This is a genomic window from Sorangium sp. So ce176 (assembly GCF_051519835.1).
GTDB lineage: Bacteria > Myxococcota_A > Polyangia > Polyangiales > Polyangiaceae > Sorangium > Sorangium cellulosum_G.
In genome coordinates this window covers 6,095,482-6,110,925 of record NZ_CP150371.1, presented here as the reverse complement: position 1 = coordinate 6,110,925, position 15,444 = coordinate 6,095,482, and the positions used below count along the sequence as shown (strand labels likewise).

At 72.7% G+C, this 15,444-nt stretch carries 17 protein-coding genes; 11 read left to right on the top strand and 6 right to left on the bottom strand.

Annotated features, from left to right (window positions below):
• Positions 1 to 7: 7 nt before the first annotated feature.
• The gene (locus WMF42_RS22810) at positions 8 to 985 is read right to left on the bottom strand and encodes an AAA family ATPase (RefSeq protein ID WP_437684663.1); all 978 of its coding nucleotides are present in this window, start codon (positions 983 to 985) and stop codon (positions 8 to 10) included.
• Entirely contained in the window at positions 982 to 2,400 is a 1,419-nt protein-coding gene (locus WMF42_RS22805) for a DUF4350 domain-containing protein (RefSeq protein ID WP_437684661.1), read from the bottom strand. The genes WMF42_RS22810 and WMF42_RS22805 overlap by 4 nt, the downstream gene beginning before the upstream one ends.
• A 249-nt stretch (positions 2,401 to 2,649) precedes the next feature.
• On the opposite strand from WMF42_RS22805, the gene WMF42_RS22800 reads away from it, so the two are divergent.
• From WMF42_RS22800 to WMF42_RS22755, 10 genes are all read left to right on the top strand, one after another.
• Entirely contained in the window at positions 2,650 to 2,832 is a 183-nt protein-coding gene (locus WMF42_RS22800; protein ID WP_155798428.1) for a hypothetical protein, read from the top strand.
• 421 nt (positions 2,833 to 3,253) lie between these two features.
• Positions 3,254 to 3,520: a 30S ribosomal protein S16 gene (rpsP, locus tag WMF42_RS22795; protein ID WP_012237071.1), complete on the top strand. Its 267-nt coding sequence runs from the start codon at positions 3,254 to 3,256 to the stop codon at positions 3,518 to 3,520.
• A gap of 1 nt (position 3,521) precedes the next feature.
• Positions 3,522 to 3,773, top strand: coding sequence for a KH domain-containing protein (locus WMF42_RS22790; protein WP_061608562.1), 252 nt, complete (start codon positions 3,522 to 3,524; stop codon positions 3,771 to 3,773).
• A 12-nt stretch (positions 3,774 to 3,785) separates the two neighbouring features.
• Complete coding sequence (gene rimM, locus WMF42_RS22785) at positions 3,786 to 4,298, top strand: ribosome maturation factor RimM (RefSeq protein WP_061608563.1); 513 nt, start codon at positions 3,786 to 3,788, stop codon at positions 4,296 to 4,298.
• A 40-nt stretch (positions 4,299 to 4,338) separates the two neighbouring features.
• On the top strand, positions 4,339 to 5,133 hold the full coding sequence (gene trmD, locus WMF42_RS22780; RefSeq protein WP_437684658.1) for a tRNA (guanosine(37)-N1)-methyltransferase TrmD: 795 nt from the start codon (positions 4,339 to 4,341) through the stop codon (positions 5,131 to 5,133).
• Positions 5,130 to 5,705, top strand: coding sequence for an RNA methyltransferase (locus tag WMF42_RS22775; protein WP_437684656.1), 576 nt, complete (start codon positions 5,130 to 5,132; stop codon positions 5,703 to 5,705). Before trmD ends, WMF42_RS22775 begins: the two co-directional genes overlap by 4 nt.
• 60 nt (positions 5,706 to 5,765) lie before the next feature.
• Positions 5,766 to 6,947, top strand: coding sequence for a tRNA epoxyqueuosine(34) reductase QueG (gene queG / locus WMF42_RS22770; RefSeq protein WP_061608566.1), 1,182 nt, complete (start codon positions 5,766 to 5,768; stop codon positions 6,945 to 6,947).
• 122 nt (positions 6,948 to 7,069) lie between these two features.
• Positions 7,070 to 7,966, top strand: a complete 897-nt coding sequence (locus WMF42_RS22765; protein WP_061608567.1) for a lysophospholipid acyltransferase family protein — start codon at positions 7,070 to 7,072, stop codon at positions 7,964 to 7,966.
• Positions 7,967 to 8,054: 88 nt separating this feature from the next.
• On the top strand, positions 8,055 to 8,780 hold the full coding sequence (locus WMF42_RS22760) for a DUF72 domain-containing protein (RefSeq protein ID WP_061608568.1): 726 nt from the start codon (positions 8,055 to 8,057) through the stop codon (positions 8,778 to 8,780).
• Positions 8,777 to 9,826 carry a hypothetical protein gene (locus tag WMF42_RS22755; protein WP_061608569.1) on the top strand — a complete coding sequence of 350 codons (1,050 nt, stop codon included), beginning with the start codon at positions 8,777 to 8,779 and terminating at the stop codon, positions 9,824 to 9,826. The genes WMF42_RS22760 and WMF42_RS22755 overlap by 4 nt, the downstream gene beginning before the upstream one ends.
• 366 nt (positions 9,827 to 10,192) lie before the next feature.
• Here WMF42_RS22755 and rpmB read toward each other — a convergent pair whose 3' ends face one another.
• The 3 genes from rpmB to WMF42_RS22740 form a co-directional block, all read right to left on the bottom strand.
• Positions 10,193 to 10,417 (bottom strand): 50S ribosomal protein L28, encoded by a 225-nt coding sequence (gene rpmB, locus WMF42_RS22750; protein ID WP_061608570.1) that lies wholly within the window; start codon positions 10,415 to 10,417, stop codon positions 10,193 to 10,195.
• A 236-nt stretch (positions 10,418 to 10,653) separates the two neighbouring features.
• A complete protein-coding gene (locus WMF42_RS22745; protein ID WP_437684653.1) occupies positions 10,654 to 11,733 on the bottom strand; it encodes a hypothetical protein in 1,080 nt (359 codons plus the stop codon).
• Positions 11,734 to 11,746: 13 nt separating this feature from the next.
• On the bottom strand, positions 11,747 to 12,625 hold the full coding sequence (locus WMF42_RS22740) for an N-formylglutamate amidohydrolase (RefSeq protein ID WP_081426520.1): 879 nt from the start codon (positions 12,623 to 12,625) through the stop codon (positions 11,747 to 11,749).
• A 124-nt stretch (positions 12,626 to 12,749) separates the two neighbouring features.
• Here WMF42_RS22740 and xerD point away from each other — a divergent pair, with 124 nt between their 5' ends.
• Positions 12,750 to 13,640, top strand: a complete 891-nt coding sequence (gene xerD, locus WMF42_RS22735) for a site-specific tyrosine recombinase XerD (protein WP_063815805.1) — start codon at positions 12,750 to 12,752, stop codon at positions 13,638 to 13,640.
• A 15-nt stretch (positions 13,641 to 13,655) separates the two neighbouring features.
• On the opposite strand, the gene WMF42_RS22730 is transcribed toward xerD, so the two are convergent.
• Positions 13,656 to 15,440, bottom strand: coding sequence for a serine/threonine protein kinase (locus tag WMF42_RS22730; protein WP_437684650.1), 1,785 nt, complete (start codon positions 15,438 to 15,440; stop codon positions 13,656 to 13,658).
• Positions 15,441 to 15,444 lie beyond the last annotated feature (4 nt).

Below are 15,444 nucleotides of genomic sequence, written 5' to 3'. Positions count from 1 at the left end.
GGGCGACCTACGCCGGCCGCGCCGCGCGTCGGTACCCCACGCGCTGGACCGCCTCCTCGATGATCGTGTCGCGCGCCTTCGTGTCCACGTCGGCCTCGGGCACGAGCACCAGGCGGTGCGCGAGCGTCGCGGGCGCCATGCCGCGCACGTCGTCCGGCGTCACGAACGGGCGCCCGCCGATCACCGCCGCCGCCTTCGCCGCCTGGATGAGCGCGAGCGTGGCCCGCGGGGACGCGCCGAGCAGGACGCGGGGATGCGTGCGCGTGAACGCCGTGAGGTTCACCGCGTACTCATACAGATCCTCCTCGACGTGGATCCGCCGCGCGACGCCCTGCAGCATGAGGAGGTCCTGGACGGCGAGCGTCGCCCGCGCGCGCGGCGGCTCGACGTTGTGCGCGCGGAGCATCGCCACCTCGTCCTTGTGCTGCGGGTACCCTAGGCTCACCCGGATGAGGAACCTGTCGATCTGCGCCTCCGGCAGCGGGTAGGTCCCCTCGAGATCGATCGGGTTCTGCGTCGCGAGCACCATGAAGGGCGACGGCAGCTCGAAGCGATCGCCCTCGATCGTCACCTGCCGCTCCTGCATGGCCTCGAGCAGGGCGGACTGGGTCTTCGCCGGGGCGCGGTTGATCTCGTCGGCGAGCACGAGGTTCGCGAAGATCGGACCGGGGCGCAGCGTGAACGTCCCCTCCTTGGGCGACAGGACGTACGTCCCCGTGATGTCGGCGGGCAGGAGGTCGGGCGTGAACTGGATCCGCCGCACGGACGCGCCGAGCGCGGCCGCGAACGCCTTGACCAGCGTGGTCTTCGCGACGCCGGGGACGCCTTCCAGCAGCACGTGCCCCTGCGCGAGCAGGGCGGTGAGCATCAGATCGATCGCGCGCGACGATCCGATGTAAACGCGCGTGATCTCCCGCCGGACCGCCTCGATCCGCTCCTTGGCAGCGGAGATTTCATCGACGGCGACGGTTTGAACCTGGTTCATCGAGCGCCTTTGTCAGAGGGGGGTGGTGCGAGCTTCGCGTCTGCCTGCGAGGGCTGCGCCTCCGGCGGCGCCGCCGAGCGGCCTTCGGGCGCGCCGGGGTGAAGCCCCCGCGGCGGCTTCCGGCCGTCGGCGCCGCAGGCGGTGAGGACCTTCCGCACGACGTCGGCGGCGTGCAAGAGCGCGGGCCTGGACACGTTCGCCGGCTTGCCGGCGACGACGGACGCTTCGACTCGGTACATGGTGCCCAGGACCTCCTTGAATGCCGAGAGGGCGCGCTCGTCAAGAGATCCCTCTCGGGCCACCAGCCGCGTGACCGCCTCCTGCGCCGGGTTGGCCTCGAGGCCGAAGCGCACGGACAGGGCCTCGAACAGCGCGCTCTTCAGCTCGAGGAACGCGAGCCCGCGGGGCGACGACGGGGCCGCGAGCACGGCGAAGCGCCCAGCGGCGCCGCCCTGCGAGACGAGCGGCGTTGGGCGGGCATATCGAGGGAGCGGGCTCCGGTAAGGCCGCGCCGAGGCGCGCGCGGTCCAGAGCGCGAGGCCGAGGCCGGCGAGCGCTGCCAGGGCGAGGAGAGCGCCGCCGGGCAGGCCGTCCCGGCGGGCGTCATCGACGGCGCTCGCGAGCGCCTTGAGCTGCTCGTCGAAGTCCTTGCGGAGGGACGTCTCGCCGCCGAACGAGCTCTCCTCGTCGAAGCGGTTCGCGACGATGTAGAGCCGACCCCGGCGCGGCTGAGCCCCGTCCTCGTCGACGAGGTAGCGGGTCAGGCCCGAGGCGAACGCGCGGTTGCCCGGGTACCGGAGCATCATGTTCATCAGCGCGGACGGGTCGCCCATCGCGAAGAGCCGGCCCTTGCCGACCTGTCCGGCGACGGCGACGATCACGTCGGGCTCGCTGACGGCGCGGATCCGCAGCACGGGCGAGAGGTTCGGGTGCCTCAGGCCGGTCGCGTGGTTCGTCACGAGACGCTGCAGGTGGCTGACGACGGGGTGCGGGCCGATGGCGTGGCCGCCGACGACGTCGACGACGGGCTCCGCGATGGCGAGGGCGGGGCGGTTCCGGAGCGCGGCGACCGGCCGGGCTGGCGTCGGGACGCGCTCGATCTGGAACCTTCGGAGCGTGTCGTCGCCGCGGCCGAAGTCGTCGACGATCGCGAGCCGCCCGCCGGCCTTCATGAACGAGGTGGTGTCGTCAGCGTCGAGCGCCTGCAGCGGGTGCAGCACGAGGATCCCGTCCTCCGGGCCGACCTGGCTCCAGTCGAGCACAGCGACGGCGTGGACCCTGGCAACCCCGAGCTCCGCGCGCGCGATCTCGAGAAACTCCGAGCAACCCTCCCAGCTCGGGTCGTTGACGTCGAAGGCAGCGGCCGCTGCTCGGGCGGGCGCAAGCAGCGCCATCAGCGCGGCCAGCGCGACCACGAGGGAGCGGCATGTCGCCCGCCGGCGCACCTGCAGACGTCGATGATCCCAGCGAAATTCGAAGGATGCGTGCGCAGGCCACGCGCCGTGCCGCGTCATGAGCGCCGCGAACATACCACCGTCGGCCCGAGCGATAACCTTGACCCGCCATCCCACATTGCTAGATTCGCTTCTAAGAGCGGGGTGCTTTCTCCCAGACCTCGTTCCACCAATTCAGCCGAGCACTCTACGAGGTGGAGGGGTTAGTCGATGCTTCCTCCGTTCATCATCGAGCAAATACGGCAGCGCGAAGAAGAGAAGGATCGGTCCAGAAGAGAAGAAATTCGACCGCGCCTTGAGCTGCCGATCGAACGCTACCCCGCACCTCGTCGTCTTCCGGACCCGGAAGAGGACGATCCCAACCGGGGCGTCATCATTCTCGACCTGGGCTGACGCCACATGTAGCACGCACGCTCCCTTTTCTATTCCCGCGGCGACGCCCGCCGAGCGGTTCCCCCGAAACGCTCTCCGCTTTCCCAGCAACTCTCAAATTTTCGGCGCAGCGCTTCTCTCCTGCGCTTGCAGAGCTCGGTCCCTCGCCTGTACCGAGGTTCAGCGAAGCTCGTCTGGTCGGAACGGCCCGTCACAACGAGGCGACGGCCGGCACGAGCGCGGCATGCGCGGTGGGCGGGGTAAGAAGTTGCCCTTCGCAGGGCTCGCCACGCTTGTGTGGGGTTGACCAGCGGCGGGATCTTCGCCTAGGTTGCGCCCCCACTTCTGGCGCCGGGCACTGAACGAGCTACGCTCCGGCGCTTCAGAGCAGGCCGTGCACACCATGCGCACGGGCTCTTCCATATCGATCGAGGTTCTACAGATGGCCGTTCATATTCGCCTCGCCCGCGCGGGCACCAAGAAGACGCCCTTCTACCGCATCGTCGTCGCCGACCAGCGCAGCCCGCGCGGCGGCAGGTTCATCGAGCGGCTGGGCACGTACGACCCGCGCAGGACGGAGATCCGCCTCGACGTGCCCCGCGTGAGGCACTGGATCTCGAACGGCGCCCAGCCGACGCACACGGTGGCGCTGCTTCTGAAGCATCCTGGGCTTGCCCAGGCGGCCGCTCCGGCGGACGCCGCGAAGTAGCATGGCCTCCTCGACGTCTCCGCTGGTCGATCTCGTCGCGCTTGTCGCTCGAGCGCTCGTCGATCACCCGGACCGAGTGGTGGTGCGCGAGGTCGCGGGCGACCGCTTCCCGCGGATCGAGCTGACGGTCGCGCGAGAGGACATCGGCAAGGTGATCGGCAAGGACGGGCGCACCGCGCAGTCGATCAGGACGCTGCTGAGCGCCGCTGCGAGCAAGTCGGGGCGGCGCGCGCACCTCGACATCCTCGACTGAGACGGATCCGACGTGGAGCGACGTTACGTTCCCGTCGCGGAGGTCGCCCGCCCGCACGGCGTGCAGGGCGAGCTGCGGCTGCGACTCTACAATGAGACGTCCGACCTGCTCGTCGCGCGGCTCGCTGTCAAGCTTCGCCTCGCGGACGGGGCCGAGCGGGACGCGAAGATCGTCGCGACGAGGCCCGTCGACAAGGCGCTGCTCGTACGGCTCGCGGGCGTCGACGACCGGGACGCGGCCGAGGCGCTGCGCGGCGCGCAGGTGTGCGTGCCGCGCGACGCGTTCGCGCCGCTCGCCGAGGGCGAGTTCTACGCGTGCGACATCGAGGGGGCGCGCGTGATGACGCCCGAGGGCGCGGTGCTCGGGCACGTGAAGTCGCTCCAGTCGTACCCGACCTGCGACGTCCTCGTCGTGGAGCGGGGCGGCGCGGACTCGGTCGAGATCCCGCTGACAGAGAGCTTCGTCAGCAGCGTGGACGTGGAGCAGCACCTGGTCCAGCTCGTCACGCTGGAAGGCCTCGTCTGATCCGCCGCTCGGCGCGAGGCAGGCCGCCGCGGCAGGTTCAATGCGCATCGCTGTAGTCACCCTGTTCCCAGAGCTCTTCCAGGGCTTTCTGGCGATCGGCATGGTCGGTCGGGCGCTCGCTTCGGGCGCGGTCAACGTGCAGATGCGCAGCCCGCGCGAGTTCGGCCTCGGCCGGCACCGAAGCGTGGACGACACGCCCTACGGCGGCGGCTCGGGCATGGTGATGCGCGTCGACTGCATCGTCCGCTGCATGGAGGCGCTCGACGAGGCGACCGGCGAGGGCGAGCCGGCGATCGCGCCTCCCGCGCGCGAAGAGGCGGCGCCCCCCGGCCCGGCGCAGCGGGCGCATCGGATCCTGCTCACGCCGCAGGGACAGCCCTTCCGCCAGGAGAAGGCGATCGAGCTCGCGGCGCGCCCCTCCATCGCGCTCGTGTGCGGCCGATACGAGGGGTTCGACGAGCGGGTCCGCGCCTTCGTCGACGAGGAGATCTCGCTCGGCGACTTCGTGATGACCGGCGGCGAGGTGGCGGCGATGGCGGTGATCGACGCGTGCGCGCGCCTGCTGCCAGGGGTGCTGGGCAACGCGGGATCGGCGGAGCACGAGTCCCACAGCCCCGCGCTGGCCGGGCTCCTGGAGTACCCGCAGTACACGCGCCCCGTGGAGTTCCGCGGGCACAGGGTGCCCGAGGTGCTGCAGCAGGGGAACCACGCCGCGATCGCCCGGTGGCGACAGGCGCAGGCAGAGCTGCGCACGGCCGAGCGCCGGCCCGACCTGTGGCGCAAGGCGCGCGAGGGAGACGCTCCGCCGGACGAGCGCGGGGGGGCGCGGCGATGAGGCTCGCGCTCGCGCTCGTTCACTACCCGGTGCTCGATCGCTCCGGCGAGACGGTGACCACGGCGATCACGAACCTCGACCTGCACGACATGGCGCGAAGCGCGCGCACGTACGGGGCCGAGCGGCTCTTCGTCGTGCACCCGGTCGCCGCCCAGCGCGCGCTGGCGGAGCGGATCAGGGAGCACTGGGTCGTCGGATCAGGCAAACGCCGGATCCCGGATCGCTCCGTCGCGCTGGACGTGCTCAGCGTCGTCTCGAGCCTGGAGGAAGCGTACGGCGCGCTGAGCAGCGCGGGGCGGGAGGGCGTCGAGGTCTGGACGACCGCGGCAGCGTCGCGGGGGCTCCCGGTGACGAGCTATGCGGAGACCCGCGCTCGCCTCGCGCAGGCGACCCGGCCGGTGCTGATCACGTTCGGCACGGGCTGGGGTCTCGCGCCGGAGCTCATCGCCAACGCCGACGTCAGGATCGAGCCCATCCGCGCGACCGAGAACACCGGCTACAATCACCTCAGCGTGCGCGCGGCGTGCGCGATCACGCTCGATCGGCTGCTCGGCGAGCAGACCGCCGGGTGAGCCCGCGCCGTCGCCGCGCGTGAAGCCGGCGCCCACGTCCGTACGGCTGTCATCGTTGTCATGAACAAGCGCGAGGCCCATCGTCCCGCAGCGGAGGCGAGCACGGAGCGACCGACGGTCGATCGGCTCGTCCGTGAGCAGGCGTTCGCGCTCGGGTTCGACGTCGTCGGGGTTGCGCGCGCGGACGAGCCGATCGGGATCGAGCACGCCCGGTACCTCGAGTTCATCGAAAGCGGCATGCACGGGGAGATGGGCTACCTCGCGGAGTACGCGGAGCAGCGGCGGCGGCTGGACACCAGCGCCATCCTCGAGGGCGCGCGCTCGGTCGTTTGCGTCGGCCGCAGGTACGCCCGCCCCAGGGAGAGCGAGGGGCGCGACCCCGCGCTCGCGCAGAGCGTCGCGCGGTACGCGCGCGGGCAGGACTACCACAACCACCTGAAGCGCCGGCTGCGGCGGCTCGCGTCGTTCATCCGGTCGCTCGGGCCGTCGGTCGCGGCGCGGCCGCTCTGCGACGTCGAGCCGGTGATGGAGCGCGTCTGGGCGGCGCGCGCGGGCATCGGCTTCGTCGGCAAGAACGGGCTCCTCATCACGCCGGGGCAGGGGAGCTATCAGCTCCTCGGCGAGGTGGTGACCACGCTGCCGCTCGTCCCCGACGTTCCCATCGCGGAGCGCTGCGGATCGTGCACGCGCTGCCTCGACGCGTGCCCGACGCAGGCGTTCGACGCGCCCTTCGTGCTCGACCCGCGGCGCTGCGTCGCGTACCTGACGATCGAGCAGCGGAGCGCGCCGGCCGAAGGGCTGCGGCCCGGCATGGGAGAGCACCTCTTCGGTTGCGATGTCTGCCAGGAGGTCTGCCCGTTCAACAAGACCGCGGCGCCGCCGCTCGAGCGCACCGCGCCGTTTCATCCGCTGGCGCGATGGGAAGCGCGCGACGTCGACGACCTCGCGTCGCTGGGCGAGCAAGAGTTCGACGCGCTGACGGTCGGGACGCCGCTCCGGCGCGCGCGGCGCGGCGGCCTCGCCAGGAACGCGACCATCGTCGCTGCAAATCGGCTCGCGCGCGGCGCAGAAGGCGCGGCCGCGTCCAGCGCGAGGCGCGCGCTCGCCGCGGCGCTCACCCACGAGGATCCCTCGGTGCGCGCCGTCGCTGCGTGGGGGGTGCGCCGCGCCGGGGGCGCCGAACCGACGAGCCCGGCAGCGCCCGGACCCGCCGAGCCTCCCGAGGATCCCGGCGCAGGCTGAGGCGCGCAGCGCGCCTACACGGCCCTCGGGTCGCGGCGCGGCGGTGCTCCGGCGCTCTTCGCGGACGCCTCGCGATCCGCTACGGTGTCCGCCTGCAAGACGCCGCGCGCACGAGCACGAACGTGGATCTCCCTTCCAGGCTCCGAGCGCTCCTCGACGATCTGCGCCACCACGACTCCGTGCTCTGGCGGCGCGCGGTCGACGCTGGGGTGACCTACGGCCCAGACCTCCTCGTCCGCCACAGCCCTGCGCTGTTCGGGCTCTTCTTCGGCGCGGTGTTGCCGGAGCAGCGCAAGGCCGTGCTCCGGAACCTGCGGTTGGCGCTCGGCGAGCGAGGGCCGCTCGACGAGTACCGGGACGTCGCCCGGGTGTTCATCAACTTCGCCAACTGCCTCACCGACGCGTTCATCGCGGGCAGCAGCCGGTCCGAGCGGCTCACCGGCCTGTGCGTGAACGACGAGCACTTCACGAACGCGTTCCGGCGCGGCCTCGGGGTGATCGTCGTCACGGCGCACACAGGCGGCTGGCAGGCCGCCGCGCCGCTGCTGCGCTCGGTCCACGCAGCCGACGTGCTCGTCGTCATGCAGCGCGAGCGCGACAGCCGGGCGCAGGCCATCCAGGACGGCACGCGCGATCGGGTCGGCGTGCGGATGCAGCACGTGGAAGATGATCCGCTCGCGGTGCTCCCGCTGCTCGCGCACCTGCGGCGGAAGGGCGTCGTGGCCATCCAGATCGATCGGCTGCCGTCCGGGATGCGCGGGCGCGACGTCGAGCTCTTCGGGATGCCCTGGCGCGTGCCGGAGGGGCCGCTCCAGCTCGCCGCCGTGAGCGGCGCGCCCATCGTCCCGGTGTTCACCCGCCGGACCGGCTTCATGCAGTACGAGATCTGCATCGCGCCGCCCATCTCGCTGCCCCGCAGGCCAGGACCGTCCGAGCTCGACGTCGCGGCGCGGCAGATCACGGCGGAGATGGAGCGGTTCCTCCGGGAGAACCCGACGCAGTGGTTCCACTTCGAATAATCAAGGATTTTGAGCCTCGCGCGAGAAATCGCGCCGTGGTCGGCCATGCGCTGCATCGGCGCGCAAGGTGGGTTAAGAGTCCGCGCTGATGGCCCGCCTCCTCGTCGGACTGCCCTCGCTCAAGGGGGATATCCAGAAGTACAAAGATCGCTTCGATCTGGTCGAGCTCCGTCCGGTCGACTCGTCGCTGCCCCGCGTGACGACGCTGCGCAAATGGCGCAAGGCGGTGCCGCCGGGCTTCGTCTTCAGCGTCGTGCTGCCGCGCGTGGTCGGCGAGCTCGCGTCCGGGAGCGAGCTCGACGAGGCGCTCTCTACCTCGCTCGAGGTGGCGGACGTGCTGGAGGCGCGGTGCATCGTGCTCCAGACGCCGGCGTCGCTCCGACCGACGGCGAGCAACCGCAAGAAGCTCGCCGCGCTGTTCGAGCGCCTGCCCGCGGAAGGGGTCGTGCGCTGCTGGGAGCCCTCCGGGATCTGGGAGCGCGACGACATCGTTGCGACCGCGCGCGCCGCGAAGGTCATCCCGGTGCTCGACGTCGCCCGGGACGCGCCCCCGCCCGGGCCGATCGTCTACACACGGCTGCGCGCGCTCGGAAAGTCGTCGTCGCTCGGAGCGGCCGCGCTCGAGCGCGTCGCCGATCGCCTGCGCGGGCGGCGCGAGGTGTTCCTGGTCGTCGAGGGGGACCGCGCGCTCCAGATCAAGTCGCAGCTCGCGGCGTCGCTCGCGCGCAAGCCCGATCGCTCAACGGCTTCGGCCGTGGTAAGGCCCTCCATGCCCATGCCGAACACCCTCGTCGCCGAGGACGAGGAGCAGTGATCCGCGGCACCGCGGCCACGGCGAGCGACGCCTCTGCGGCCTCGGCCGCTCGGGCCGCGCTCGAGTCGTCCGGCAGCGCGATCGACGCGATCGTCGCCGGCTTCTTCGCCGCCGCGGGCGCGCAGCCTGACGTGCTGCTGGCGCCCGCGGTCGCGCTCGCGGCCGGCGTCGGCGTCGGCGCGCGGGCGTTCGATGGACGGGCGATCCAGCCCGGGCGCGGCGCGCCACGGCCGCGCGGTTTCGTCGACGGACAGAGCGTCCCGGAGGCTGCGCGCGTCGCGGTCCCGCGCTCGCTCGGCATGCTGGTCCTGCTGCACGGCTACCTCGGGCGCGCTCGGCTCCGCGAGCTCGTGCGCGCCGGCGTGGCCGCGGCCGAGCGCGCCGGCGCGAGCGGGCGCGCGGAGTTGCTCCGCGAGGTCGGCTCGCTCGGCGCGGTGGCGCTCCGGGCGCGCGACGTGGAGCGGGCGCTGCTCGCCGTCGGCGGGCCGGTCGCCGGCGGGACGCTGACCGCCGAGGACATCGCCGAGGCTGTCCCGGCCGAGGTCGAAGCCGCGTCGACGTCGATCGCGGACGGCGCGACGGCGCTCCAGGCGCCGTGGCCAGTCGCGGAGCAGGCGCGGCCCGCGGACGCCATCGTCGCCTGCGACGGCTGGGGCACTGTCGCGGCGCTGGCCTACGCGCGCACCGACGACGGGATCGCCGTGCCCGAGCTCGAGATCACGCTCGGCCGCGACGCCGTCCCGGTGCGCCGCGGCATCACGCGCCTCGCGCCAGGCACGCCCCTGCCAGCGGCGGCGCCGATCGCGATCCTCCAGCGCAGCACCCTCGCGGCGGCCGTCGCGCTGACCGGCAAGCACAGCATCGACGTGAATGCCCTCGGCGCGCTCCTTCACGGCACCGCGCTCGAGGCCGCCCTTCACGACGTCCGTACGCGGTTGCACGCCGAGGGCATCCTCGCCGTCCTGCGCGACGACCGCGACGCGCGCGCGGTCCACCTCGCGCCCGGCTTCATGGCGGGACCTGGGACGCAGCCAGCAGGCGATTGAGATGAAGCCGGCGCGCCTCGCCGACGCTGTGTGCGTCAGCGCGTCCGTCGAGCGGCCAGGCCGAAGCCGCGCTGGCTGGACGAGCGGGGGCTAGCCCCGCCCTTGCAGGGGATGGCCGACGCCCCTGCCGTCGAGGGCTCCGGGGGAACGTTGGGGCGCGCAGCGAGCCGCCGCGGCCGCTGACATCCGCGGTGACGCATGGGCCGACGCCTGGCGGCTCGCGCTGGCCGCGCAGCGTGCCTGCCGCACGATGCTGGGGATCGTTGTGGAGCGGGACAGAGCCCCGGGAGGACTCAGAAGGAGAGCGCTGCGCCCATGCAGCCGCGAAGCGGCTGCGAGACGCTGCCTGTCGCGCCGGCGCAGTGCCTAGAGCGCGACGCCGTGGCGCTTCGCGTACGCGACAACGCCGATCTTGTCGATCGTGCGGATGTCGCGCGTCGTGAGGTTGAGCTTTACAAAGCGGTTGAGCTCGGGGACCCAGACGCGCCGGGTCTGGATGTTCACGAGCTGCCAGCGCTTCGTCTTGATGTTGGAGTGGGAGACATTCTGCGCCAGCAGCTTCCGCTTCCCAGTGATGTCGCTCTTCGCCATGACGTCCTCGGTTGGAAGGAGCACCGCCCTCGGTGCCCCGACCTGTATCTGTAAAACTGGCCAGGCACACGCCCTGCGCGGGGGAGCAGGGGGGCTCGGGAGCGCGGGAAAGTGAAGGAAGCCGGGGGACATGTCAAGCGTCCACCGGCGCCCGTCGCGCATCTTTCCTCTTTGCGCAGTGCCGCGCAGCACCCGGAGCGCGTCCAGGCTTTTCGGCGTGCTTCTGGCGCAGGACCCTAGGTCAGCCACTCGCCGCCCGAGGGCGGACGTTGGTCCGGCCCATCCTTGTCGCTCGGGCGCGAGTGCAGGTCGATGCGACGAGCGTCGGCGGCCAGACGCCAGGCCAGGATCTGGAACAGGCCGAGGCTCGTGAGGGCGGACGTGCCGGCGAACGCTACGCCCGCGGAGAGCACACCGACGAGCTCGCCCGGGGAGAAGGCGCCGAGCTGCGCGAGCCTGTCGACGACCAGGTCCGCCGTGAAGGCGAGCACCACCGCGACGGCAAGGAACGTCCCGGCGCCCGTCGTCTCGGACCCCATGAAGCCCGTGAGGCTGGACAGCACCGCGAGGATCACCATCACGGCGCCGAGCTGGCCGAGGTGCGGATCGACCAGGGCGAGCTGCGCGACGGCCTGTCCGAAGGACGGAAGCGCGACGAGGAAAGCGGCCACGAGCAGCCAGCGCGCGCCGCTGTACGCCCGGTAGCGCGAACGGAAGACGAGCGCCGCCGGGAGCGCTATCGCCGCCCCTGCCCGAGCGGCTCCCCAGCCGAACGCCGTCCCGGAGCTCTGGAGGCCGATGACGGTCGCGATCGCCCCCAGCACCACCATGGCGACGGCGCGCTGCCGGTAGCTCACCGACGTGAGCGCGGTGAACAGCGCGACGATCCCGAGCACGAACGCGGGCGGCCCGGCGACAACGCCCTCCGGACGGAGCCCCGCGAGCGACAGGCCCCCGAGGAGGAGAAACCCCACGCCCACGGCGGCGCACCAGGTCCGCGCCGCGTCCTGCGCCGGACGCATCGGCGCGAGGTCCTCCATGAGCGCCTCGGACGCGAGCAGCGGCTTGGTGACGCGCTCGCGCGCGCTCGGGGGCGCCTCCTCGATCGTGACGACCGGGCTCGCTTCGAGCTGCCGCTCCGCCGGCGCCGCGCTGCTCGACGCCGCTGCGGGCGTCTCCTCCGCCAGCCCGACGGCCGGAGCGTCGCCGGCTGTGGCGCCCTCCGGCGGGGCTGGCGCTGCCTTTTCCCGTTCGGCGGTCGCGCGACGGCTTGCTGGGGGGCGGTCGCGATTCGCCTCTCCGTAAGGCTTTTCCATCGATGGGGCTGGATCAGATCTCACGGGCGTCGAGGGGGTTGCGGCGAAGCTGACCGAGCAGCTCGGCCGAGGTGAGCCGCGCGACCAGGGTGCGCCCGAAGTCTCGCACGGCAGTGAATCCTTGCCCATCCATCGCGAGGGATTGCTCGTCCATGTACAGCCGGCGTGCAATCTCGATCTGCACGGCGTGGACGGCACGGTGCGGCTGGCCGTAGTGCGCTGTGCTGAAACCTCCTTTGTAGGGGTCGTCGTGGCGCACGGAGAAGCCGCAGGCGCGCGCGTGCTGGTCGACCACGTCGATCACCGGGGTGGCGGCGCTCGTCCGCCCGCGCGTCCCGGGGACGATGTCGGCCCGGCCGACGGCGCCCTCCGCGTGGCCGCGGCGACTCTGGCTCGGCATCGAGTGCGCGCAGAGGAGGATCGCGAAGCCGAAGCGCTCGCGCTTGCGGGCAAGGAGGGCGCTCAGGCTGCGGTGGTAGGGGCGATAGAACCGGTCGAGCCGGCGCTCCAGCTCGCGGCGCGGGAGGCGTGAGCTGAGGATGGGCTCGCCGTCCGTGGTCACACGCCAGATGAGCCCCCTCGGGTAGGGCGCCCGGCCGCCCCCCTCGACCGCGTCGCCGTCGCAGTCGGTCTCGCTCCGGTTGAGATCGACGACCAGGCGGCTCATCCGGGAGAACAGGAGCGTCGCTCCCTCGGCCGGCGCGTCCTGGAAGAGCGCGTCGACGTAGAGATCGGCGTCGCGCCCGATGCTGCGCGCGGGAGCGATGGTCCACGACAGCGACTCGGGATCCATATGGACGCCCGCGTGCGGTACTTCGACGAGGACCGGGCTTTCCGCTCCGCGGGGCTCGACGACCTCGAAGGGTGACAGCACGGCGATACTGTGACGCATTCCGCGTCCGGCTGGAACCGGGACGGGCGCGCTTCAGGAAGGAACGCAGGAAGAGACACGGCCGTCCGGGGTGCACCCACCCCGCTTTCTGGCGCACTTTGCCGCTTTCGCAGTAGCGTTGGGCGTGGACCTCGCGACCTGGGTGGATGCGTACCTCGATCACCTACGCGTCGAGCGGGCTCTGGCACCCCTGACGCTCGAGGCGTACGGCCACGATCTCGCCAAGCTCGTTGCGCACGCGGAGGCGGCCGGGATCACGACAGTCGAGGGCCTCGACCAGGCGCTGATCGGCACCTACCTGGTCGCGCTCGGCCAGGCGGGCATCAGCGCGAGCTCGGCGGCTCGCCACCTCTCCGCGGTCCGCGGGTTCATCCGCTTCCTGCTGCGCGAGCGCCGGATCGAGCGGGATCCGTGCGCGCTCGTCGAGCGACCCCGGGTCGGGCGGCGGCTGCCCAAGGTGCTCTCGTTCGACGAGATCGCGCTCCTCATCGAGGCGCCCGAGCAGGGGACCTTCAGGGGCCTGCGCGATCGCGCGATGCTCCACGTGATGTACGCGGCCGGCCTGCGCGTGAGCGAGGTGGTGCGCCTCAAGCTCGCGGACATCGAGCGGCGCAAGGGGATCGTGATGGCGCTCGGCAAGGGCGGGAAGCGAAGGCTCGTGCCGCTCGGGGAGCCGGCGCTCGCCGCCATCGACGCCTACCTGGAGGCGCGCGCCTCGCACCCGCGCAGCGCGTCGACGCAGGTGCTGTTCCTCTCGCCGCGCGGCGGGGCGCTCACCCGGCAGGCGGTGTGGAAGCTCCTCGGGGGGTACGCCCGCGCCGTCGGCATCGACAAGCCGAGCTCGCCGCACAAGCTCCGGCACTCGTTCGCGACACACCTGCTCGAGGGGGGCGCCGATCTCCGGAGCGTCCAGGCGCTCCTCGGTCACGCGAACGTCGTGACGACCGAGATCTACACGCACCTCGCGGACGACCACGTGCGCGCCGCATACCGACGAGCGCACCCGCGCGCATGAGCGTACGTCCCGCGGCTAGTTGCAGCGCTTGAGGAATTTTCCGCAGGGCTTTTTCGTGGCCTGCCCCGCAGGCTTGGCGGGCGCCGGGGGGATCTCGGTGAGCTGGAACTCCTGCACGAGCGGCGTGCCGGCCTTGGCGACGACCTTCAGGCTCCGCGGGAAATAGCCGGCGCGCTTCACGGCGATCTGGTGCACCCCCGGCGTGAGCTCCAGCTCGACGTCGGGGGCCTGCGTCGCCTTGCCGTCGACCGTGATCTCCTCGCAGGTGACGGGCTTGCACGAGACCTTGACCGGCACCAGCGCGCTGGCCGCGGCGCCGGCGTCGGTCGGGGCGCCTGCGTCGATCGGGGCGCCTGCGTCGATCGGGGCCTCGGCGATCGCGGCGCCGGCGTCGGGCGCCGGCGCGGTGGCGGCCGGCTCGGGCGGCGCGGGCACGGCCGACGGCACGGGCGGCACGACGGAGGCCGACGTCGAGGCGCTGGGGCTCGGCTGCGCCTGGTCCTTGCGGTCCAGGACGTACCACGCGGCGGCCGTGCCCCCGACGAGCAGCACAGCGGCGATGCCGACCGCCAGGGACGCCGCCTTGCCCCAGGGCGACCGCGGCGAGTGGCTGACAGCGGTCAGCGCGGTGCCGGCGGCCCGAGCGGGCGCCATGGGGCTCTCGGGCGGAGGCAGCGGCGCCTCCGTGATGGTCACGTCGGGAAGCGTCGGATGCGGTGATGCGGACGGCTGCAGCGCGGGTCCGAGGGGCGGCGACGGCGCGTGCGGCGGCGGCGCCGCAGGGGAGAACGGCGCGAACGGCGACGGCGCGAGCTGCGTGGCGTCGCCCGGCGGCAGCGGCGCGGGCGCGCCTACCGCGGGGACGGCGTGGGGCGGCGGCGCAGGGACGACCGCCTCGCTCGCCGACGGGGACAGGGCGAGCGTGGAGCCCACCTCGATCGCGGCCGCCGAGAAGCCGCTGAGCATGGCGGCGAGCTCGCTCGCGGAGCGGAAGCGCTCGCGGGGATCGTGCGCGAGCGCGCGCGCGAAGGCGGCGTCGAGCGCCGGGCTCAGAGGGACGCCGAGCTCCGCGGCGCGCGCGGACGCGGCGAGGCGCGGCCCCATGAGCTCGCGCTGCCAGCCGGGCACGTCGACCTGCCCCTGGCAGGAGCGCCAGTACGAGCGACCGGTGAGCGCGAAGAAGGCGACGAGCGCCGCGGAGAAGATGTCGGCCGCGGCGCCCGCAGGGACTCCCGGCTGCACCTGCTCGGGCGCGAGCCACGGCGCGGACTGGACGTAGCCGTCCGGCGTCGGCAGCAGGCTCCGCGCGACCGACGGCCCGAAATCGGTGACCTTCACGTTGCCCGGAGCGCCCGGATCGATGAACAGGTTCGTCGGCTTGAGGCCGTGATGCGGGACCTCGCGCGCGTGCGCCGCGTCGAGCACCGCCGCCAGCGAGCGGAGCATCGACCCGACCTCCTCGAAGCCCATCGGACGGCGCCGCGCGAGCTCGGCGAGCGACGGGACATGGATCATGTCCGTCACCGTGAAGGGCGCGGCCGTCGCCTGGTCGTAGCCAGCCTCGAGGATGTGCGCGGCGAACTCCTGCGGCAGCCTGTTCGTCTCGGCCACGTACCGCTGCAGGTGCTGCATCGCGTCCGGGCGCTGACCGATCGCGGGCGCGTACAGCTTGAGGGCGACGTCGCGCGCCTGCGCCGTCGCCGCGCGGAAGGTGGCCGTCGCACCCCCGTAACCGAGGAGCGCACGGACAGAGAACCTCCCCGCGATGACGCTGCCCGGCGCGAGGTTCGGTGCCGTCACGAGA